20 protein-coding genes and 1 pseudogene are annotated in these 20766 nt (G+C 57.3%); 8 read left to right on the forward strand and 13 right to left on the reverse strand.

Going from position 1 to position 20766, the window contains the following annotated elements; all coding sequences use genetic code 11:
- Positions 1-127: 127 nt before the first annotated feature.
- Both ACYASS_RS03865 and ACYASS_RS03870 read right to left on the reverse strand, forming a co-directional pair.
- Positions 128-619: a methyl-accepting chemotaxis protein gene (locus ACYASS_RS03865; RefSeq protein ID WP_463585199.1), complete on the reverse strand. Its 492-nt coding sequence runs from the start codon at positions 617-619 to the stop codon at positions 128-130.
- A gap of 51 nt (positions 620-670) precedes the next feature.
- Positions 671-1444 (reverse strand): annotated as a pseudogene (locus ACYASS_RS03870) (PAS domain-containing protein); the annotation flags it as partial.
- Positions 1445-1668: 224 nt separating this feature from the next.
- Between ACYASS_RS03870 and ACYASS_RS03875 the strand changes: the two are divergent.
- From ACYASS_RS03875 to ACYASS_RS03890, 4 genes are all read left to right on the forward strand, one after another.
- On the forward strand, positions 1669-2688 hold the full coding sequence (locus tag ACYASS_RS03875) for a Gfo/Idh/MocA family protein (RefSeq protein WP_463585156.1): 1020 nt from the start codon (positions 1669-1671) through the stop codon (positions 2686-2688).
- 387 nt (positions 2689-3075) lie between these two features.
- Entirely contained in the window at positions 3076-3480 is a 405-nt protein-coding gene (locus ACYASS_RS03880; protein WP_122666351.1) for a TraR/DksA family transcriptional regulator, read from the forward strand.
- Positions 3481-3766: 286 nt separating this feature from the next.
- On the forward strand, positions 3767-5383 hold the full coding sequence (locus tag ACYASS_RS03885; RefSeq protein ID WP_463585157.1) for a methyl-accepting chemotaxis protein: 1617 nt from the start codon (positions 3767-3769) through the stop codon (positions 5381-5383).
- Between the two features lie 246 nt (positions 5384-5629).
- Positions 5630-7102 carry a T6SS phospholipase effector Tle1-like catalytic domain-containing protein gene (locus ACYASS_RS03890; RefSeq protein ID WP_463585158.1) on the forward strand — a complete coding sequence of 491 codons (1473 nt, stop codon included), beginning with the start codon at positions 5630-5632 and terminating at the stop codon, positions 7100-7102.
- A 63-nt stretch (positions 7103-7165) separates the two neighbouring features.
- Here the strand turns inward: ACYASS_RS03890 and ACYASS_RS03895 are convergent, their stop codons facing one another.
- The gene (locus ACYASS_RS03895) at positions 7166-7405 is read right to left on the reverse strand and encodes a DUF2789 family protein (protein WP_463585159.1); all 240 of its coding nucleotides are present in this window, start codon (positions 7403-7405) and stop codon (positions 7166-7168) included.
- Positions 7406-7505: 100 nt separating this feature from the next.
- Positions 7506-7736: a hypothetical protein gene (locus tag ACYASS_RS03900; RefSeq protein WP_243245820.1), complete on the reverse strand. Its 231-nt coding sequence runs from the start codon at positions 7734-7736 to the stop codon at positions 7506-7508.
- A gap of 488 nt (positions 7737-8224) precedes the next feature.
- Here ACYASS_RS03900 and ACYASS_RS03905 point away from each other — a divergent pair, with 488 nt between their 5' ends.
- A complete protein-coding gene (locus tag ACYASS_RS03905) occupies positions 8225-8692 on the forward strand; it encodes a hypothetical protein (protein ID WP_243245818.1) in 468 nt (155 codons plus the stop codon).
- Between the two features lie 15 nt (positions 8693-8707).
- Here the strand turns inward: ACYASS_RS03905 and ACYASS_RS03910 are convergent, their stop codons facing one another.
- The 7 genes from ACYASS_RS03910 to ACYASS_RS03940 form a co-directional block, all read right to left on the reverse strand.
- The gene (locus tag ACYASS_RS03910; protein ID WP_463585160.1) at positions 8708-9085 is read right to left on the reverse strand and encodes a Na+/H+ antiporter subunit G; all 378 of its coding nucleotides are present in this window, start codon (positions 9083-9085) and stop codon (positions 8708-8710) included.
- Positions 9082-9360, reverse strand: coding sequence for a K+/H+ antiporter subunit F (locus ACYASS_RS03915; RefSeq protein ID WP_122666357.1), 279 nt, complete (start codon positions 9358-9360; stop codon positions 9082-9084). Before ACYASS_RS03915 ends, ACYASS_RS03910 begins: the two co-directional genes overlap by 4 nt.
- Entirely contained in the window at positions 9357-9845 is a 489-nt protein-coding gene (locus ACYASS_RS03920) for a Na+/H+ antiporter subunit E (protein WP_463585161.1), read from the reverse strand. The genes ACYASS_RS03915 and ACYASS_RS03920 overlap by 4 nt, the downstream gene beginning before the upstream one ends.
- Positions 9842-11527: a monovalent cation/H+ antiporter subunit D gene (locus ACYASS_RS03925; protein ID WP_463585162.1), complete on the reverse strand. Its 1686-nt coding sequence runs from the start codon at positions 11525-11527 to the stop codon at positions 9842-9844. The genes ACYASS_RS03920 and ACYASS_RS03925 overlap by 4 nt, the downstream gene beginning before the upstream one ends.
- Positions 11524-11868 carry a Na+/H+ antiporter subunit C gene (locus ACYASS_RS03930; RefSeq protein ID WP_463585163.1) on the reverse strand — a complete coding sequence of 115 codons (345 nt, stop codon included), beginning with the start codon at positions 11866-11868 and terminating at the stop codon, positions 11524-11526. The genes ACYASS_RS03925 and ACYASS_RS03930 overlap by 4 nt, the downstream gene beginning before the upstream one ends.
- Positions 11868-14810: a monovalent cation/H+ antiporter subunit A gene (locus ACYASS_RS03935; protein WP_463585164.1), complete on the reverse strand. Its 2943-nt coding sequence runs from the start codon at positions 14808-14810 to the stop codon at positions 11868-11870. The genes ACYASS_RS03930 and ACYASS_RS03935 overlap by 1 nt, the downstream gene beginning before the upstream one ends.
- Positions 14811-14950: 140 nt before the next feature.
- Entirely contained in the window at positions 14951-15874 is a 924-nt protein-coding gene (locus ACYASS_RS03940) for a DMT family transporter (RefSeq protein ID WP_463585165.1), read from the reverse strand.
- A 94-nt stretch (positions 15875-15968) separates the two neighbouring features.
- On the opposite strand from ACYASS_RS03940, the gene ACYASS_RS03945 reads away from it, so the two are divergent.
- Together ACYASS_RS03945 and ACYASS_RS03950 are read left to right on the forward strand one after the other, a co-directional pair.
- Positions 15969-16532 carry a helix-turn-helix domain-containing protein gene (locus ACYASS_RS03945; protein ID WP_463585166.1) on the forward strand — a complete coding sequence of 188 codons (564 nt, stop codon included), beginning with the start codon at positions 15969-15971 and terminating at the stop codon, positions 16530-16532.
- 175 nt (positions 16533-16707) lie between these two features.
- Positions 16708-18126 (forward strand): FAD/NAD(P)-binding protein, encoded by a 1419-nt coding sequence (locus ACYASS_RS03950; RefSeq protein ID WP_463585167.1) that lies wholly within the window; start codon positions 16708-16710, stop codon positions 18124-18126.
- A 207-nt stretch (positions 18127-18333) separates the two neighbouring features.
- Here the strand turns inward: ACYASS_RS03950 and soxR are convergent, their stop codons facing one another.
- Complete coding sequence (soxR, locus tag ACYASS_RS03955) at positions 18334-18798, reverse strand: redox-sensitive transcriptional activator SoxR (protein WP_463585168.1); 465 nt, start codon at positions 18796-18798, stop codon at positions 18334-18336.
- Positions 18799-19160: 362 nt separating this feature from the next.
- Between soxR and ACYASS_RS03960 the strand changes: the two genes are divergently transcribed.
- A complete protein-coding gene (locus ACYASS_RS03960) occupies positions 19161-19496 on the forward strand; it encodes an antibiotic biosynthesis monooxygenase (RefSeq protein WP_463585169.1) in 336 nt (111 codons plus the stop codon).
- A 15-nt stretch (positions 19497-19511) separates the two neighbouring features.
- Here ACYASS_RS03960 and ACYASS_RS03965 read toward each other — a convergent pair whose 3' ends face one another.
- On the reverse strand, positions 19512-20612 hold the full coding sequence (locus ACYASS_RS03965; protein ID WP_122666367.1) for a sigma-54 interaction domain-containing protein: 1101 nt from the start codon (positions 20610-20612) through the stop codon (positions 19512-19514).
- Between the last annotated feature and the right edge of the window lie 154 nt (positions 20613-20766).

The raw sequence follows: 20766 nt of genomic DNA on the forward strand, positions 1-20766 counted from the left end.
CATTGAGCGGCCTTTTTTATTTGCCTGTCGACGGTGCATTTCTATATGAGATCGCCTTTGCTACCTGATGCAGCGCTCACGCGCATCAAATATGGGCTGTCGCTTATTAACTGTGAGGAGTGGGATATCAACGCTTGGGATCCTGCGCAAAAGCCCTCACCGCATCCACCGCATTGCTGGTGCCTTCACTGATCTTGACGATTACCGTGCCGGCCTGATTCGCCAGATCGACACCTTTGATCGCGTTGTTGCGGGTGTGGTCCATGCTGGTAATAGCCTGCCGGGTTTCGCTTTGAATCATGCCGATCATTTCTGAAATCTCGGTGGTGGAGCGGCTGGTGCGTCCTGCAAGTTGCCGGACCTCATCTGCCACCACGGCGAAGCCGCGCCCCTGATCGCCGGCACGAGCGGCCTCAATGGCTGCGTTGAGCGCCAGCAGATTGGTTTGCTCGGCAATGCTGCGGATCGTATTAACGATGGTCGTGATCTGCTCGGAGCGCTCTCCCAGTTGGGAAATGATGTGCGAGGAGGCTTCTATGCTTGATGATATCTGGCGCATTTCGCTGGCAGCCTGATGAATGACTTGAGTGCCTTGTTCAGCGACTGTCTGTGTCTCCACCGAGATGTGGTACGCCTGCGCCGCGCTGCTGGCGTCACGCTCATGCTGTTCAACGCGTGAGGTAATGTCTGAAGCAAACTTGACCACTTTGAAGAGCTTGCCATTGGCGTCATAGACCGGGTTATAGCTGGCCTCCAGCCAAATGACATTGCCTTGGCGGCCCATCCGTTTGAATTGTCCGTTGAAAAACTCCCCCCGGTTCAATTGCTGCCAGAAATCGCGGTATTCACTGCTATTGATCAGCTCAGGCGGGCACAGAATGCGGTGGTTTTTACCGATGAGATCGGCCTCTGCGTAACCCAGCAGTCGCGTCAGGTTGTCGTTGGCACACAGGATCTGACCGTTGAGGTCGAATTCGATCACTGCCATGGCTCGGTCCAGAGCCGCAAGTTTGCTTCTTGCTTCACTGTCCGCCTCGACTTTGGCAGTGACATCCATTGCGTATTTAACGACTTTGATCACGTTGCCCGCTTCGTCCTTGATCGGGTTGTAGCTGGCCTCCAGCCAGACTTGCTGGTCGTCACCCGTCAAGCGCAGGAACGTGCCCGAGACATACTCACCGGCGCGCAGGCGCGACCATAACTGATGGTATTCAGCGCTGCGGGCGTAGGCGGGAGTACAGAACCGTTTGTGTTCTTTACCGATGGCATCTTCGGCTCTGCAGCGCATGGCCTTCAGAAAGTTGGGGTTGGCGCTCAGCACCACGCCATGGGTATCAAATTCAATCACTGCCATTGAGCGATCTATTGCCTTGAGCAGGCTTGCCTGGCGGTCAACGATTTGCTGAAGGGCTAACAAATCTTTCTTGGCAGCATTGAATAGCATGGAAGCGGTCTCGGTAAGGACAATCTATAGGTGATCCTTATCCGTGGTCAGGAGAGGGCGGTGCCATCGTGCTTATCCATTTGCGTCGGCATCATCATAAATGGCATTCAGTATATTTGTACAAAAAATTGTACGAAAAATTATTCTTGTATAGGTATTTTCCCGGGTTGACCATGGAGTTCATTCCTTTAGTGTGGTCACACTGGAATTGGAAGGAGAGTCTTATGCGTATCGGTTTGGTGGGTTATGGCAAGGGCGGCCGTTACTTTCATGCACCGTTTATCGCCAGTCTGCCGGATGCAACCTTCGTGGGTGTCGTCACTCGTTCCCCCGAGCGTCGACAAGAGCTCGCTCAGGATCACCCCGACGCGCAGGCCTTTGACACGTTGGCCGATATGGTCGCCGCGGGTGTCGACGCGGTGGCGATTTCTACGCCCATGGCTTCCAGGCCTGCGCTGATTCGGGAGGCTATCGAGTTGGGCGTGGCGGTGGTCAGCGACAAGCCCTTCGCCGCCGATGCTGCACAGGCTTGTGCCCTGGTCGAGGCTGCGGAGCGCAAGGGGGTCATGCTCAGCGTTTATCAGAACCGGCGTTGGGATTCGGATTTCCTGACGGTGCGAAAGTTAATCGGCGACGGGGTGTTGGGCGAGGTTTCCCGCTTCGAGTCCCGCGTTGAACGCTATTCGCCTAAATCTGTGGGCAAGGCTGCGGGTGGAGGCATGTTGCGTGACCTGGGCAGTCATCTGGTGGATCAGGCTCTGGTGCTGTTCGGGCCGGTGGCAAGGGTCTATGCCGAGTTGAGTTTTTCAGCCCCGGATCAGCCTTTCGATCATCAGTTTTTTGTTTCTTTGACGCATGAAAATGGCGTCGTTTCGCATCTGTGGGGCAGTTGTCTGCAGAACGCTGCGGGGCCTCGGTTCCGGGTCAGTGGCTCCAAGGGTTGTTATACGGTTAAAGGGCTGGATTGTCAGGAGGACGCCGCGCTTGCGGGGCTGACGCCGAGGTCGGAAGGCGAGCAGTGGGGCGTGGAGGAAAAGCACCGCTGGGGTTGGTTGGCACAGGGGGAGCTGCGTCAGCAGGTGCCCACTGAGCGTGGGTACTGGCCGGAGTTTTACCGCCAGTTGCAGGCCGCCTTGGCGGGTGACGGCGATAATCCGGTCAACCCGCATGATGCGATTGATTCGGCGAGGGTACTTGACGCTGCACGCCTAAGTGCCCTTGAGGGGCAGGTCGTGGTGCTATAGTTCTCAGCTTGATGCCTGCTTAATGGCGAATGGCTTTACCTTTGGGGGCGTTGGCGCTTATATTCGGAAATCTTCTGGGCAGTGGCCTCCATTCCGGTGGCCGCCGTTCGCACGAGCTGGGTACGACGCTGTCGAATCGCTGCCAAAGGGCCAATCCGGGCCCTTTTTGCTGTGCCGGATTAATGATGGGCGGTGACCGCTGACGTTTATTTGTCGGCTAATTGGCGCTTGTTTAGCAAATGAGTTGCCGACTGCCCAAGGCGGCCTTAGACTGCCGCCCCTCGTAAATTGAGTGCCAGGTGGCGCTTGGAGACTATGGCGCTTTTACGGCAACGCAGAGCCGCTCCTTAATTCGCCTTAATGCACGTTTTTTTTATAGAGAAATCAATGACAAAGGAAAAGTTGCTGGCCATGCCGGCCGATGACTACATGAATGCCGAACAGCATGCTTTCTTCGTCGAGCTGTTGCAGGGTATGAAGGTTGAAATCCACGAGCGTATCGAGCAGAGCCGCATTGCTATCGAGAGCCTGGATACGCCTGCCGATCCCGCCGATGCCGCTTCAGTTGAAGAAGAGCGTCACTGGCTGGTGAATGTGATCGATCGTGATCAACGTATGCTCCCTCAGTTGGAAATGGCGTTGACGCGCATTGCCGACGACAGCTTTGGCTGGTGTGACGACAGCGGTGAGCCTATCGGTCTCAAGCGTCTGTTGATCAGCCCGACCACCAAGTATTGCATCGAAGCGCAAGAGCGCCACGAGCAGATCGACAAGCATCAGCGTCAAGCCTGATCAAACAGGGCAGGCGGGACCATACATCGGGTCCCGCCGCCTGTTTCTCCTCCTCTGATTCACGGCCTCCCTGGCCAGCCATGGAATCACAGGATCCATTGCGTTAAACCCTGTCTCGCCAGTTCACTTTTGTTCGCAGCCGTTTGATGCTCCGTCTTGATTGCTCCGGCCCCGAGATATAGCCATCTGCTTTCCTGTTGCATTACAACTAACGATTCATGGCGAAAAGCCTTTATCTGGCGTCTAATGCAAACAAAATAATGATAAGCATGACGGGGTATCGCACATGGTCGCAAATGGAGCTGTGGTCACTACAACGCGTGAGATCCCGCCCGGGAAAGCGAAGGCCGTCTCACGATCTGCGTGGTGGGTGCCTGTCTTGCAGAGTGTTGCGTTGGCATGCCTGTTGATTGCCATGGGTTTTGTAGAGATTTCCGTATACCTGGCGGTCCCTCTCGCCCTGGTGTTTATTTGGCTACCGCGCTTTTTCTCCGGCGTCTCTGTGGCTGATGTCGAGCAAGACCCGCGTGCTGAAATCAACCGTCTGACTCGTGATTTGTCGCGCTCGACCAGTCATAACGCGCTGTCGGCCGCTGGCGTTGCGTTCTCTGTCAAGCAACTGGCCAGCAAGCTGCAGTCACAGTTGGGCGCTGCGGAAAAGATTGTTTCCAGCGCTGATGTCATGATTGCGACCGAACAGCAGACAGCTCAACTCAGCCAGTTGGCGCTTGCTGCGTCCGTTGAGACCCGGCAGAGCAGCGACGCTGGCCGAAGCGTGCTGGGCGATTCCATTACGCGTATGCACTCGCTCAGCAAGCGAGCGGTGGGCAGCCGCCAGTTGATCGAGGAACTCAGCCAGCGCAGTGAGGACATTCAGCGCGTTACGCTGGTTATTCAGTCAATCGCCAGCCAGACCAATCTGCTCGCGCTTAACGCCGCCATTGAGGCGGCCCGGGCTGGTGAGCACGGCCGCGGGTTCGCCGTAGTTGCTGATGAAGTACGTGGGCTGGCCGGGCGAACCGCGAGCGCGACCGAGGAGGTCGGGCAAATGGTGGCCGATATTCAGCAGCGTACAGATCAGGTCGTTGAGCAGATTCGCCAGTTGTCATCTGACCTGGACGACGGAGTCGATCAGGTCGAGCTCACCGGGCAGCATCTGGAGAACATCGCCCGGCTGGCCGCCGGAGTCGAGTCTCAGGTGGGCGAGATTGCTCAGGGCGCAGAAACCAATCAGCAGCAATTGTCCGCCCTGTTCGTTGCGGTGCAGCAGATGCGTAGCGATCTGGCGGTGAGTGACGAGCAGACGCGAAAACTGGCTGATGCAGCGGTGCAGATGGAAGGGCAGGCCGAGACTATCAGTGAGAGGCTGGCTGAGGTCGGTCTGGATGATTATCACCAGCGTGTCTATGACCTGGCCCGTGAGGGGGCGAGTCAGATCGCGGCTAGGTTCGAGGCTGATATCGACGAAAACCGGATCACGCTGGAAGATTTGTTCGACCGCACTTATCAACCGGTTCCCAATACTCGGCCTGCGAAATTTCAAACACGTTTCGACCGGTACACCGATCAGGTTCTGCCTGGCATCCAGGAGCCCATACTGGCCCGCCATGATGGTCTGGTATTTGTCATCGCCTGTACGCCTCAGGGCTACGTGCCTACTCATAACAAGGCCTTCAGCCAGCCGATGACCGGTGATGTACTGGTGGACACGGTGCACAGCCGCAGTAAGCGCAAATTCGATGATCGCACAGGCATCCGCTGTGGCAGCCACCAGCAGGCGGTGTTGTTGCAGACCTACACCCGTGACACTGGCGAGCTGATGCATGATCTGTCGGTACCGGTCATGGTCAAGGGCCGTCACTGGGGTGGACTGCGTTTGGGATACAAACCGCAAGGTGTGTGATCCACGCGTGCCTGATAAAGAAGAGCCAAGTCCTCGGGCCGATAAGAACAAGAAGTCTCTATCGGATGCGGATTCAGGAATTATTGTAAGGGTTTATTGTTTTCTGCCTTAAATGATGTAGGGCTTTTCTGAAAGTTATGTAACTGAGTTGACTAAGCTCTATCTGCGCGCAAGCTGTTTATATCAAGTTGTTCAATTGATTTAAACGCAGCTTGAGTATTGGCTGCGCCAACAGGTGGATAGGGAATGAAAAATACAAGGAATGTATTAACTGCGCAGGATGCGTCCAGTGTCTCGACATTAGGCGTGACGGTGCGTGTCGGGCTGTTCTTTGACGGCACGGGCAATAATCGAAGCAATAGCCAGATCGGCGCCGATTGTCGATCAATGGCTGAAGTCACGGGGGGCAAACATATTGCCGAATGCGGCGGACGGCACAGTGATCCGGCCAGTAGCTACAGTAATGATTTAAGTAACATTGCCAAGTTGGCTGACCTTTATAGCAGTCGTCCTGTGGCGAGCAATCTAGGGGACGGCTTGAAAGTGTATTGGCCGATTTATATAAGTGGTATAGGCACCTTGTCAGGCGGGCGTGATTCGGTTTGGCCAGGTCAGAGTTTTGGGCGCGGCAGGACCGGCGTTATTGCCAAAGTGGAGCGAGGTGTGGAGAAGCTGGGTGCGCTTTTGGCGTCATTCTCGCAGCATAATCCCGGCTGCTCCATCAGCGGGCTGGAGCTGGATGTTTTTGGTTTCAGTCGGGGGGCTGCCGCAGCCCGGCATTTTGCCAACGAAGTGCTCAAGCAGGAAAAAGGTACGCTGGAGCCGATGCTCAAGCGTCGTAGCGTGCCGTTGGCGCCTTGCTTTTCCTGGCAAAACGGTAGCATCAAAATAAAGATGATCGGGCTGTTTGACACGGTTGCCGCCGTGGGCGGCATTCGGGATATGGGGAATCTGGCGGATGCAAGTAACGACAAAGTGAACCTCTATCTACCGCCTGGCTGTGCCGAGCAGGTACTGCATCTGGTGGCTCGCGACGAAGAAAGGCGTAACTTTGCGCTTAACAGCGTCATGCCTGATTGGCCGATGGAAATTGTGCTGCCGGGTGCCCATTCGGATGTTGGCGGGGGGTATCATCCGCAAATGCTTGAGCGGGTGCTGCTGACACGTCCACTCTGGAGTTTCGTTGGTAGCGACATTCCAAAGGAGTCGACTCAGGCCTGGCAGCAGGCGCACGCAGACATGAAAGGTATGGATCAAGCTGTATTGGTCGACCCCCGCGACCCTGAGGCTGGGCTGTCGATAACCTGCAAGGAGCGGCTGACCAAAGCCGGATACAACAAAGGTGGAGGCAAAGCGGTAATGGCCGCGGTGTGCTTGCAGCGTCAGGTTTTCGGACATCTTGCCAGGGTTCATCTGCGTGTCATGCATGCTCTGGCCTGCGATTACGGTGTTCCCTTCAATCCGGTTCCGGCTTCTCTGGATTTCATGATCCTTCCCGAGCTGCAAGGCATTGCACACAAGCTGATCGCTTACGCGCGCGGGGCTGCTTATTCGCTTGATGCCAGTGAGGAGCAAATGTTGCGCCATCGCTACATACATCGTTCTGCGCATTGGGATGCGTTGATCGATAGCCGTCACAAGTTCAACGATGCGCTTTTCGTGCATGCGCCCCAAAGCGGTGGTCGAGTGCGTTATCCAAATCAGGAGGGACGAGGCTAGTCACAGGAATTAAAGCCTCGCTTGTGCAGCGGCTCCGGATCCCCGGAGCTGCTGTTCTGGAAGCTATTTAGCGGTGTGAAGCAGGGCGTTCAGCTCATCCACAATCGGAGCCCAATCGTCATCCAGCAACAATATTTCCTTGAGGAACTTGCCTTGCTGAGGTGTCCAGAACTCTGCTTCAGACACCTTTACGTCATCAGGCAGTGGGCCATGCTCATCAACAAAGGCGTCGATGCTTTCCTGGTCCGAATCCAGTCCCAGTTGTTCAAACAGGGTGGCTAGCGTAGGTATATCCAGTTCCATGTCATCTCCTCGGCGGGCTTGACCCGATCTACGGTTGCACGCTTGATGCTGCGTAAAGCATCTGAGCGCTTCCATGACCCAAGAGTTCGAACTAATAGCGCTAGGCGTTCAATGCGCCTGCATCGACTGCGTTTTTCAGCTCTTGGGCTGATTCTTGAGCTGCCGTCGCCGCGAGGTCTGCAGTTTTGAACCAGCGGTCTTTTTCCACCTGGTGGTAAGAGATAACGTTCGAAGCCTGCTTGGCACGCATGACAATCACAGCTTGAAACTCACCTTCTACTTCTCTGGATTCGCCCCAGATGAAAAACTCGCCAATATCAAATTCAGTCACTTATTACCTTCCCGTGGATGACGACTCGCTTCTGACTGGACACATAGATGTCGGGCCAGATGTCTTGATGTGGCCGAGTATGGCATTTGTTGACGCTCACGGGCGGCATTTAGTCGCGGGGAGTGGGAGACCAGTGTCAGCTGGCGAGAAGACAAGAGTAGGAAATGGTGTTGTCCGTACGGTATATCGTGCGACTCATGTTGTCTGAATTGACTACATATGCCGATATGTACAAAACGGATATAGGCGGCAGGCGTCAGCACCCGGTAGAATCACTCCATTGCCGGCGCTGATTGCGCTTTCGGTATCGTCGACGTTCTCTGCACAAGCACCCCGCGCCTCGGGTTGGCGGTGTAATGTGGCTGCCATTGCCACATGAGAACGCAAGGGAACTGCCCGTCTGATGCGCTGTAAACAGCTAGCGGTAGCTTTTTCTGACCGTCCGGGCATGTCCGGGCGGAATCATTTCCACGTTGGGGGTTTTAACTTTGGCAGTAAGCAATCTGGAGACACACGCGCTGTTCGTGCTTGGTGATCTGCGGGCGAAGTTGGTAAAACAGTTCCAGTCCCGTTTCGTGTATGTCTGTGAGCAGTCGGCTGAAGGCATTTACATTGCTGAAATCGATACTGAGACGGCATTGGTGGTTGACGACAAACCTCGTCTGGAACTCAAAGTCGGCGATCATTTTCGCGCAGCGGTATTGCCCAGCCGCGAAGGCGGCAAGTTGGAAATCAAGTTCCGCGAAATCAAAATGACGGTCTACGGTCTGGGCGAGTATGCCTATGTCGATATCCCTGAAGGACACGGCATCGTGTTCAAGGAAGGTCAGGGCGTCATGATGGTTTTTGCAGCCCATGAGCAGCTGCAGGGTGGTCTGACCAAAACGCTGAAGACCGCAACCACCAAAGCCGCTAAGTGGCGTAAAGGCGAACTGACGTTCAAAGCGAGCGAGTAAAGCTCCGGCAGCTGTTCAGCTGCCGCTGGAGTCACCGTGTCGACCACCGCTGCTGACTTCCGGAGGCACGTCGTCCCCTGCCATTCGCTTGCGAAAAAGGCCGGTGCGGGCGAGCAGCAGGGTGGTGACCGGAACGGTAATTGCCAGCAGCACGGGGATCAGCCAGGCGTGGATGACCGGCTCTGATTTGAGTGCCGAGAAGTACACGATCGAGGCCAGTGCTACGCACCAGGCGCCCAGTGTTGAAGCCAGCGCAGGGGGATGCATGCGCTGGAAGAAGTCCTTCATGCGAAGCAACCCCATTGCTCCGGTCAGCGCGAACAGGCTGCTGGCAATCAGTAGCAGAGCGGTAAGAATCTCGACCCAGAAGGGCAATACCACTGTCGAGTTCATTCGATGACTTCTCCACGCAGCAGGAATTTGGCCAGGGCAAACGAGCCGACGAAGCCAAACAGCGCAATCAGCAGTGCGGCCTCGAAGTAAGTGTCACTGGCATAACGAATGCCTAGCACCAGCATCATCAACATGGCAATGATGTACAGGTAATCCAGCGCCAGCACCCGGTCCTGGGCCGAAGGGCCCTTGAACAGGCGCAGGAGCGTCAGGACCATGGCCAGGGCAAAGATGAACAAACTCACCAGAATGGCGTTGCCGAGCAGGGCACTCATTGGAAAATCTCCATCAACGGGCGCTCGTAAGTGGTTTTGAAGTGTTCGATAAACTGCGCTTCATCCTCCAGATCGAACACATGCATGAGCAGTACACTGCGATCCAGAGCGAGTTCAGACCAGACTGTCCCTGGGACCACAGTGGTGATCATGGCCAGTGCGGCCAGCCCGTTGGCGTCATGCAGGTCCAGTGGGACTTTTACGAAGGCTGAGCGTGGTGGGTTTCGACGGGCATTCCAGACGGTCCAGCCGACCGCGAGGTTGGAGACAATGACATCGCGTCCCACCAAGAGAAACAGCTTAAAGATAGTGCCCGGCCGCTTGATGCTCACCGGCAGCGGGCGAAGCGGGGACATCAGCAAGGGCGCGAGGAAACCCAGCACCACTGCGAGAATGAGATTGCCGGGGCTGATCGACAAGTTCATTACCAGCCACAGGATAGCCAGCGCCAGGGAAAACCACGGGGCAGGGAAGTAGCGCTTCATGGCTGCACCGCCGATATTCCGGTATCGCTGACGGGGCCTGGCAACGGCCGCGTGGCCATTACCGATTGAATGTACTGCTTGGGCTCGTGCAGCGCCGCTGCTGTGTCCTGTGTGTAGCGCAGCAGCGGTTCGGCCTGGAAGGTCAGCGTGATGCACAAGCCCAGCAAGATCACGATAGGCAGGCACTCATAACGGCGCAGCAGTGGCGACGGGCGCTCCTGAGGTGTCCAGAAGCGCTGAATGCCAACCCGGGAAAAGGCCAACAGCGAAGCAAGGCCAGAGAAAATCAGCAAGCTGACTAGCAGCCAGCCTTGATTCGAGATTGTCTCGTCCTGTGCGACATCCAGCCCCAGAGGGTTGAGCAGCGCGCTGAGCAGGGTGAGTTTACCGATGAACCCCGAAAGCGGTGGCATGCCGATGACTAGCAAAGCGCACGCAATGAAACTCAAACCGATAAAGGCTACGGTCATTGGAATAACCTGACCGACCACGGCTTTTTGCTGGTCATCAAGGTTGGTGCCAGGCGGTGGGTTCAACGACTCCACGGTGCGCGGCAGCTGATCGGCATCGTCTTCCAGCGGCAGCTCATTGGCTGAGCGCGAGCGTTCGATGAGTTCAGCGAGCAGGAACATCGCGCTCAGTGCCAGGGTCGAGCTGACCATATAGAACAGCGCACCCGCGGTCAGGCTGGGTTGAGCGAAGCCAATGGCTGACAGCAGAATTCCAGCCGACACGAGAATGCTCAGTGCGGCCATGCGCTCAAGACGTTGTGCGGCAATAATCGCAACGGCTGCAGTAAGGATCGTCGCCATGCCGCCATAAATCAGCCAGTCGCCGCCAAAGAATGCAGAAGGCCCCGCCTGCACCGAAAACAGTAAGGTCCAGAGCCGCAACAGTGTGTAAATGCCCACTTTGGTCATGATCGCGAAGATCGCCGCCACGGGAGCGCTGGCGGAGGAGTAGGCGGGCACCAGCCAGAAGTTCAGCGGCCACATGCCTGCCTTGGTCAGGAACGCCACCGCGAGAATCGCCGCACCCGCGTGCAGCAGCCCTAGATCGGCTTCTGGCACCTGAGGGATCTTGATGGCCAGGTCGGCCATGTTCAGCGTGCCGGTGACGCCATAGATCAATGCAGCGCCAATCAGGAACAGCGAAGAGGCGAGCAGATTGATCGCGATGTAGTGCAGGCCTGCTGAGACACGGGCGCGGCCCGAGCCGTGCAGCATCAAGCCGTAGGAGGCCGCCAGCATGACTTCAAAGAACACGAAGAGATTGAACAGGTCGGCGGTGAGGAACGCGCCGTATAGGCCCATCAATTGAATCTGGAACAGGGCGTGGAAGCTGGCACCTGCGCGATCCCAGCGCGCAAGGGCGAAGAGCAGGGCGCAAACCCCGACAATCCCGGTCAGTACCAGCATCATTGCGGACAGGTGATCGACTACCAGCACAATGCCGAACGGCACTTCCCAGTTACCGGGCAGATAGACGCCAATGGAGCCTGTGGTGCCGGTTTTCTGTACCCACATGAACAAGGTTACAGAAATGGCCAGGCCCAACATGCTCGAAAACAGATTGATACGTGCCTTGAGCGGGTGGTGCTTCTCGCCAAGCCAGAGCATGATCGCGGCAGTCAGCAAGGGCAGCAGAATCGGTGCAACGATCAGTTGATTCATCAACGTCATTCTTTGGGCTCCCGGCCGTCTACATGGTCGGTGCCGGTCAAACCTCTGGACGCCAGCAACAGCACCAGGAACAGAGCAGTCATTGCGAAGCTGATCACGATGGCAGTGAGCACCAGTGCCTGTGGCAGCGGGTCGGTGTAATGCAGCAGGTCCTGAGGCACGCCATCCTTGATGATGGGCTCACGCCCGATGAACAGGCTGCCCATGCTGAAGATGAACAGGTTGACGCCATAGGACAGCAGGCAAAGGCCCATGACGACCTGAAAAGTCCGCGGGCGCAGGATCAGCCAGACGCCCGAGGCGGCCAGCACACCAATGGCAACTGCGATGACTTCTTCCATCAGGACGCTCCTTGTGTAGCCACGATATCGGCGATGGGGGTTGGCACAGGTTTCGGCAATGAGGTTGGACGATGACTACGCACCGATTGGTGCGCCAGTGCAGTGAGAATCAGCAGGGTCGAACCGACGACGACCGCGTAGACCCCGACATCGAAAAACAGCGCGCTGGCGACGTGGATGTCGCCCAGCAACGGCAGGTCCAGATGCGCGGTGTGGGTCGTCATGAACGGGTAGCCGAAGAACATCGACCCCAGCCCGGTGCAGATCGCGAACAACAGCCCGGTGCCCATCCAGCGTAACGGACGCAGGCTCATCTGCGCCTCGACCCACTGTGTACCGGCGACCATGTATTGGAGGATGAACGCCACCGACATCACCAGCCCTGCGACAAAACCACCGCCCGGCTGATTGTGCCCTCTCATGAACAGGTACATCGATACCAATACCGCAATCGGCAGCAGCAGGCGTACGAGCACCGCTGGCACCATCATGAAGCCTAGCGCGGTATCACTGGCACTGCGCGGGTTGACCAGATCAGTCGCCACGTCTGGCGCCAGCAAACGTTGCTGAGCAGGTAGCGGAATACTTTCCTTGGGGGGGCGGAAGCGCCGCAGCAAGGCAAATACGGTCAACGCGACCGCTGCCAGAACGGTAATTTCGCCGAAGGTATCGAAGCCGCGGAAGTCCACCAGCATGACGTTGACGACGTTACTACCGCCGCCCTCGGGAATGGCGCGGCTCAGGTAAAACGAGGAAATGGTGTTGGGCGTTGCACGGGTCAACATGGCGTAAGACAACAAGGCCATGCCGCCGCCGACCAGGACCGACAAAATCAGGTCGCGAACCCGACGTGTCCGTGCACGGACGCGGCTGCTGACCGACGGTGCAACGTTTTCGTTGCGTCGTGGCAGCCAGCGCAGGCCCAGCAGGATCAGCACAGACGTGACCACTTCAACTACCAATTGGGTCAGGGCCAGATCCGGAGCCGAGAACCAGACGAAGGTGACACAGGTCATCAGCCCGCAGACGCTGACCATGATGACCGCTGCAAGACGGTGATATTTACCTTGCCAGGCTGCGCCCAGTGCACAGGCAATCGCGATAAGCCAGAGCGTGACAAAGACGCCTGAGCCGGGAATCTTCGGTCGGTCACCCCAGGTCAAACCGCTGAAATACATCGGGATAAAGCCACCGATCAACGCCGCAAGTACCACCAGAAACAGCTGAGGCTGCAGGCGGCGTGTGCTGATACGGCTTTCGAACCGCCGAGCCCAGCGGGTCATGATCACCAGCGAACGCTCGAAGAAGCGCTTGCCGTTCATGCGTTGCACGAGCGGCGGCCCGGTGAATCGGTTCTGTTTGAACGGCTTGCGCAGCAGCAGGTACAGGAGCACGCCGCCAGCCATGGCGATCAGACTCATGATCATCGGCGCGTTCCAGCCGTGCCAGATGGCCAGGCTGTACTCAGGCAGCGTACCGCCCACCACCGGTTCTGCGGCGGCAGCCAGTAATGGCGCTACGGATTGAGCGGGGAAGATCCCGACGATCACGCAGGCGATTACCAGAAACTCTACAGGCGCACGCATCCAGCGGGGTGGCTCATGGGGGGTGTGGGGCAGGTCGGTGGCTTTGGGGCCGAAGAACACATCCACGGTGAAGCGTAGTGAATAGGCGACGCTGAAGGCCCCCGCGATGGTTGCAATCACCGGCAAGGCCATCTCCACCCAGGCGGAGGAACTGACGAATACCGTTTCAGCGAAAAACATTTCCTTGGACAGGAAGCCGTTCAGCAGCGGTACGCCTGCCATGGAGGCACTGGCTACCATCGCCAGCGTGGCGGTGTAGGGAATCAGGGTGATCAGGCCACTCAGCTTGCGGATGTCCCGCGTACCGCTTTCGTGGTCGATGATGCCTGCGGCCATGAACAGCGAGGCTTTGAACGTGGCGTGGTTGAGGATATGGAAGACCGCTGCAACTGCCGCCAGAGGACTGTTAAGGCCCAGCAACAGAGTGATCAGCCCGAGATGGCTGATAGTGGAATACGCCAGCAGGCCTTTGAGGTCATTCTGGAAAATTGCCGAGTAGGCGCCAATGATCAAGGTGCACGCGCCAGCGCCGCTGACTATCCAGAACCACTGCTCGCTCCCCGAAAGGGCGGGCCAGAAACGTGCCAGCAAAAATACTCCGGCTTTGACCATGGTTGCCGAGTGCAGGTAAGCGGAGACCGGCGTCGGCGCGGCCATTGCGTGGGGTAACCAGAAGTGGAACGGAAACTGCGCACTTTTGCTCAGCGCGCCAATCAGGATCAGCGTGAGCAGCACCGGATACAGCGCGTGGGCACGAATGGCGTCGCCGGAGGCCAGCACTCGGTCCAGATCATAACTGCCGACCACGTGGCCGAGCAGCATGACGCCTACCAGCAAAGCCAGTCCGCCTGCGCCAGTAACCATCAATGCCATATAGGCACCGCGTCGCGCGTCTGCCCGGTGGTGCCAGTAACCAATCAACAGGAATGAGAAGAGGCTGGTCAGTTCCCAGAAAAATACGATCTGAATGAGATTGCCGGAAATCACCAGGCCGAGCATCGCGCCCATGAAGGCCAGGAAGAACGCGAAAAAGCGCGGTACCGGATCATCCGGTGACATGTAGTAACGGGCGTACAGGGAAACCAGGGTACCAATGCCAAGGACCAGCATCGAGAACATCCAGGCGAAGCCGTCCATACGCAGGACGAAATTCAATCCCAGGCTGGGTAACCAGAAATATTCTTCGCGTATCACCCCGCCGTCGACGATCTGCGGGTACCACAAGGCAACCTGAATCGCACCGGTAATGGCCACAAGGCCGGCGAGAATGGATTCAGCGTTACGCGCGTTATGCGGCAAAAGCGCCGCCAGACAGCTGCCAATGAAAGGCAGAAGCAGTAGAACTATCAGGGACATAGGCTTCTAATCTGCAGGGAAATGTCAAGGATCATACGTGCTGGACTGTGTAACACCAAACGCCAAGGTGTCGCAGAATCCTACAGACCTTGTAGGCAGAAGCTGAGTTCGCTTTATTTATAGACGGGTTTGCCGGGTGTTCAATCTGTTTCTTTAAACACCTGCGCGGTCTCTTGTTGCTCTTCCTCAGGTTTATTTCGGCGTTTCATTTCGCTGACGATCACGGCCGCAACGATCAGGGCTGCGCCAAGCAGGGCGATACCCGGCAGGCGCTCACCGGCCAGACGGCCGAAAATCCCGGCCCACACCGGCTCACCGGCGTAGATCACAGTGGCACGGGTGGGGGAAACAGTTTTCTGTGCCCAATTCATCGCCACCTGAATGACCGCGCTCATCGCCCCCAGGCCCACAGCGCTGATGATCAGCATCCAGGAGAAGTCAGGCAAGACTTCGCCAGTCGGCACGATCATCAGAAACGACAGCAGAGAGGCGGTTGCCAGTTGCACGACCGTGACACGGCGTACATCAACCTTGCCACCGTAAGCGCTGATCATGATGATCTCAGCGGCTACGGCGATAGCGCAAATAATTGTCGCAATTTCTCCCGGGCTGAATTGCAGTGTTGCGCCAGAGGGGCCGGACAAAAGCACCAGGCCAGTAAATGCCAGCACAATGCCTACGCTGGGCATCAATCCCGGCCGACGCCCCAGCACTAACCATTGCAACAGCGGTACGAAAGGTACATAAAGCGCGGTGATAAAAGCTGACTGGCTGCTGGGAATGGTTTGCAGACCGATAGTCTGCAACCCATAGCCAAGCATGATCGCCGCGCCGATAGCGACCCCTGCTTTTACTTCAAGCAGGGTCAGGCCGCGCAATACGTTTAATGAAAATAACGCCACGATGATCGCGGCAGCTGCAAAGCGCAGCCCCACAAAAAACATCGGGCCACTGACGGTCATGGCGTGCTGTACGATCAGAAACGTGCCGCCCCATAGCAGGGTGATCAGGATCAGCACGATTTCTGCTTTGCTGATGCGCGGCGTGATGGAGGTAGACTTCATGCTTCTCACTGGCGTTGACAGGCTTGTTTGATACATCGACCTGAGCTTTAAAGTTGGGCAGTATACTGCGCAATGCTTTCGAGAGAATAAAATATTGAGCAACGATAATTCGCAACGTGCACCCGTCTTGCAGCACGTCAGCCAGAACGTTCGACGGCTGCGTACGGGGCAGGATATGAGTCAGAGCGCGCTGGCCGAGAAGTCCGGGGTCAGCCGCCGCATGCTGGTGGCCATTGAGGCTGGCGAGAAAAACGTCAGCCTTGCGACGCTGGATCGCGTCGCGGAGGCGTTGGATGTGGCGTTCAGCGATTTGATTCAGGCCCCTGAGCACCGTGACCCCAGCCGTATCAACGAAGTGGCCTGGGCGGGTTCGATCCCCGGTAGCCGGGCCATCCTGTTGGCCAAGGCCACCGCCAGGCGCGAGGTGGAACTCTGGGAGTTTTGCCTGGAGCCGGGGGAGGCTTATCAGTCTGAAGCCGATCCCGATGGCTGGAGCGAACAGGTTTATGTTGTTGAGGGCCAGCTAATGGTCAGCCTGCTTGAACACAATCAAGCAGTAGGGCCGGGCGAGTTTTTCATGTTTGCCAGCAACCAGGCCCACAGTTATCGCAATGACGGTCAGGTCAGGGTGCGCTTTGTGCGCAACGTGGTGTTATGAGCTGTTGCCTGAGAAACAGTCAATCAACAGCTGTGTTGCCTGTTGCGATTTCCCAGCGTCGGCCGCGAGGCTGATCTTCCGTAAATACGGGGAGCTGGCGGCGGGCACGGGCTGTGCATTGTCTGTCTGTTGATATTGACCCAAGTGCGGCATTTTCGAAGGGCGACACGGATCCATGAGCTTCGCTGACAAACAACCTGTTGAGATTCTGATCATTGGCGGTGGCTTGAGCGGCAGCATGCTTGCCGTCCAGTTACTGCGCCTGCCGGGCAGTCGACGTATTTCGATTATCGAAACGCGTCACGAACTGGGCCGGGGTGAGGCTTATAGCGCCACGGAGTTGGGGCATACCCTGAATGGCAACGCGGCACGCATGAGTGTCGACCCGGATAATGCCGATGACTTGACTCAATGGCTGACGCAATTTATTGCTGACGGTGGCTGGCCTGAGTCCCGCGAGCAGGATGTGCCGGTGGCTGAGCTGTTTCCGCCTCGGGGAATCTTTGGCTTGTATGTGCAGCAGCGTCTGGCTGAGGCACGAGTGGCGGGCACACGTCACGGTTCAAGTGTCGAGCATGTGCGCGGTGAAGTGGTCGATCTGGAAGTGAATGAGCGGGACGTCAGCTTGAGGCTGGCAGACGGGCAGTCCTTGCGCGGGCATGTCGCGGTGTTGGCTACGGGCATGTACGCAGCCGCCCGCACCCCGCAACGAGAGTCCAGCGGGCTGAATGCTGCGGCTGTCGATCCGTGGGATGTCAGGACCATGCAGCAACTCGACCCGCAGGCCAGGGTGCTGATTATTGGCTCCGGCCTGACCATGGTGGATGCCGTGGTCTCGCTGCACCAATCGGGGCATCGCGGGCCTGTCGAGATATTTTCCCGGCATGGATTGCTGCCCCATGTGCGGCGACAGCCTCCCGCCTGGACGGATTTTCTCGCAGCCGATCAGGCCATCCGCAGCCCCCGGCAACTGCTGCGCAAAGTGCGTGAACAATGCTCGCTGGCGTTGCAAAGCGGGATCGACTGGCAAGCGCCACTGGATACAGTGCGGGCGAACATTGGCCGGTTATGGAACCAGGCCACGGATATCCAGCGTCGTCAGTTTGTCCGTCACGTAAGGCCGTGGTGGGAAAGCCATCACCACCGATCGCCGCCGCTGAGCGCTGCGTTGCTGGCGCAATTGATCGATGAAGGGCGGGTGAAGATTCAGGCTGCTTCGCTGCAAGGGTTTGAGGTCTTGCCGACAGGCCAGTTGCAAATTCGTATCCGGCGCCGTGGTCAGGCTGATTCTTCAACGGTCGTGGGGGATGCGCTGATCAATTCCACGGGCATCGAATACGACTGGCGACGTGTGGATCGGCCGCTGCCACGGCAGCTGCTGGCACGCGGGTTGATTCAGCCCGGTCCGCTAGCTCTGGGGATTGCTGCTGACCGTGGCGGCGCGGTGCTGGACGCGCAGGGGCGGGTTGCAGAACGACTGTTTGCCATGGGCCCGCCATTGCGGGGGTTATGGTGGGAGAGTACGGCTGTGACCGATGTGGCGCTGCAGGCCAAGACGTTGGCGGTGCGATTGGCTGGAATCGGCTCGGCTTAAAATCTGGTCGCCTAAATCGTCCGGGGACGGCCAAGCCCGGCTCCCACATGAGACTTCATGACCCTGTTGGAGCGAGGCTTGCCCGCGAAGAACGATGACGCTGGTTTCTGAAATACCGTGCTGACTGATTCGCGGGCAAGCCTCGCTCCAACAGAGGAAGTCTGTTTGAGCGGTGTCAGGTCGGCGCGGTACAAGCGCTGAAGCTCTTCAATCCTGATCCAGTAAAACCGGCCCATTGCCTTGCTCGCCCAACTTGTCCCCCCAGTTGCGCAACGGGCAGGCTTGCATCGAGAGGCACCCGCAGCCAATGCAACCGGTGAGCTGGTCGCGCAGGTCAGTCAGGCGGGCGATGCGTTCGTCGAGTTCGGTTTTCCATTGGGCTGACAGCTTGTTCCAGTCAGCGGCGGTGGGCGTGCGTTTTTCGGGAAGAGTCTGCAGCGCGGCATGGATGCTGGCCAGCGGGATGCCTAACCGCTGGGCGACTTTGATCAGCGCCACCCGACGGAGCATTTCCCTGTGATAACGACGTTGATTGCCCGCATTGCGCTGGCTGCTGATCAAACCTTTGGTTTCATAAAAATGCAGAGCCGTGACGGCGACACCGCTACGTGCCGCTAACTGGCCGACGGTTAGTTGTTTACTGGCAGAGCCGGATTTTTTGCTGGTTGTCATAAGCGACTGCTTGACCTCTAGTTAAGTAGAGGTTTTACCCTTCGTGGCTTCGGTTGGCAACACCCCGTAGTCCCACAGCAAACACAATCCCCTGCAGGAGCCAACTTGTTGGCGAGACGATCTGCCTGATGAACCATGTCATGCGTCTCGCGAACAAGTTCATCCTGCTGGACTGGGCATCGTGTCTGACACGGTGCTGTTGCACAGCCAATACGAGGTTCTGTAGGGGTGAGCTTGCTCGCGATAGCGGTAGATCGGTTGAGAAATTATCGCCTGCCCCGACGCTATCGCGAGCAAGCCCAATCCTGCAGTAAAAAGCACTTAAAAATCAGGTGGTTATATTTTTTTGACGGGAGGCAGTCATGCAGTCAGCAGAAGAGAGTCTTCGCATTAACCAGCTTATTGAGTTCATCGTAAGTCCCGCTCAACAGGCCGGTCTGATAACGGCCCTGACCGAGCAAGCCGAGCGTTATACCTGCACTTACCCAGGTTTTATCAGTGCCACTGTTCAGGCCAGCAGTGACGGCTGCCGCGTGTTTGGCCAGACGCTTTGGCAATCACGGCAAGCCAGCGAAGAGGCTTTACTCAATGTAGAAACCAGGCCGCAAGACTTTATGACAATGCTGCGCAGGCACCAGGTCAGTGCTGTGATCTTCAACACTTCTCTGGTGACGCGGACGATCAGTCCAAGGTGCTAAGGAGATGATTACGCATCAAACCGAAACCTGCATGACCCGGTCACCTTGCAGGTTTTCTCCTGCTCGGCGCTTGTTCACCGCCAGTTCACCGATCTTGATCAGCCGTGTTCGGGTAACGTTGCGGGTCAGGCCCAGCAGGGCCGCGGTGTGAACCTGGTTGCAGTGACTGAAACGGTAAGCCGCCCGCAGCAACGCGTCTTCGACTTTTTCATGCAGCGCGCCAGCCTGCTCCTCGAACAGTTTATGGAAGGCACGCTCCAGTAACGCGTCGACAGATTCGTCATGCGCAGGTTGATCGTCCTGGCGCTCGATACGCAGATTCGACAGGCGCAGGTCATCGCGTTGAATCAGCCCGTCACGGCAGATCAGCAGCGTGTGATGAATGACATTTTCCAGCTCGCGAATATTCCCCGGCCAGCTGTAGCTCTGCAATTTTCGCTCGGCGTCGGCGGTAATGCGGATCGGTCCATAGCCCAGGCGCAGGCTGTAGGCGTCGATGAAGTGTCTGACTAGCGGCAGGATATCGCCGGGGCGTTCGCGCAACGGCTGCAGCTCGATGTTGACCACATCCAGTCTGTAATACAGATCCTCGCGGAAATGTCCGGCATTGATCGCCTTTTCAAGTTGCACGTTGGTCGCTGCGAGCACCCTGACGTTGATGGGGATGCTTTTGCGTGAACCCAGCCTGACGACTTCGCGCTCTTGCAGCACGCGTAGCAGTTTGACCTGGATGGGCATCGGCAAATCGCCGATTTCATCAAGGAACAGAGTGCCGCCATTAGCTTCTTCGAACCATCCAGCCTTGGCATTCAAGGCACCGGTAAACGCTCCTTTTTCGTGGCCGAACAGCTCGGCTTCTACCAGCGATTCAGCGAATGCGCCGCAATTGACGGCAACGAACGGCTGATTACGACGTTCGCTCAGGCTATGGATATGCCGCGCAACCAACTCTTTGCCGGTACCGGTTTCGCCAATGATCAGCACGCTGGCATCGCTGGGTGCCACCTGCTTGAGGTGAGCCAGCAACGCTTTTGATTTCGGGTCTTCGAACACCTGGGCTGTGGCGCGGATTGAAGTCGCCAGTGCGGGGTTTGGCGGTAAGGTCAGTAGCTGCATGGTGATCACTTCTTGTATGAGGCAAGCCAGCGCGTTGCCAGCCAGGTAAACGCGATCCCGTGGGAGCGAAATCATCGCGAAGAGGCCCGAACATCCGCTGGAGATTCGTCGACAAATATTCCGCCTTCCCGGATGAATCCAGTCCCACAGGTCC

The organism is Pseudomonas sp. HP_14 (assembly GCF_055283875.1).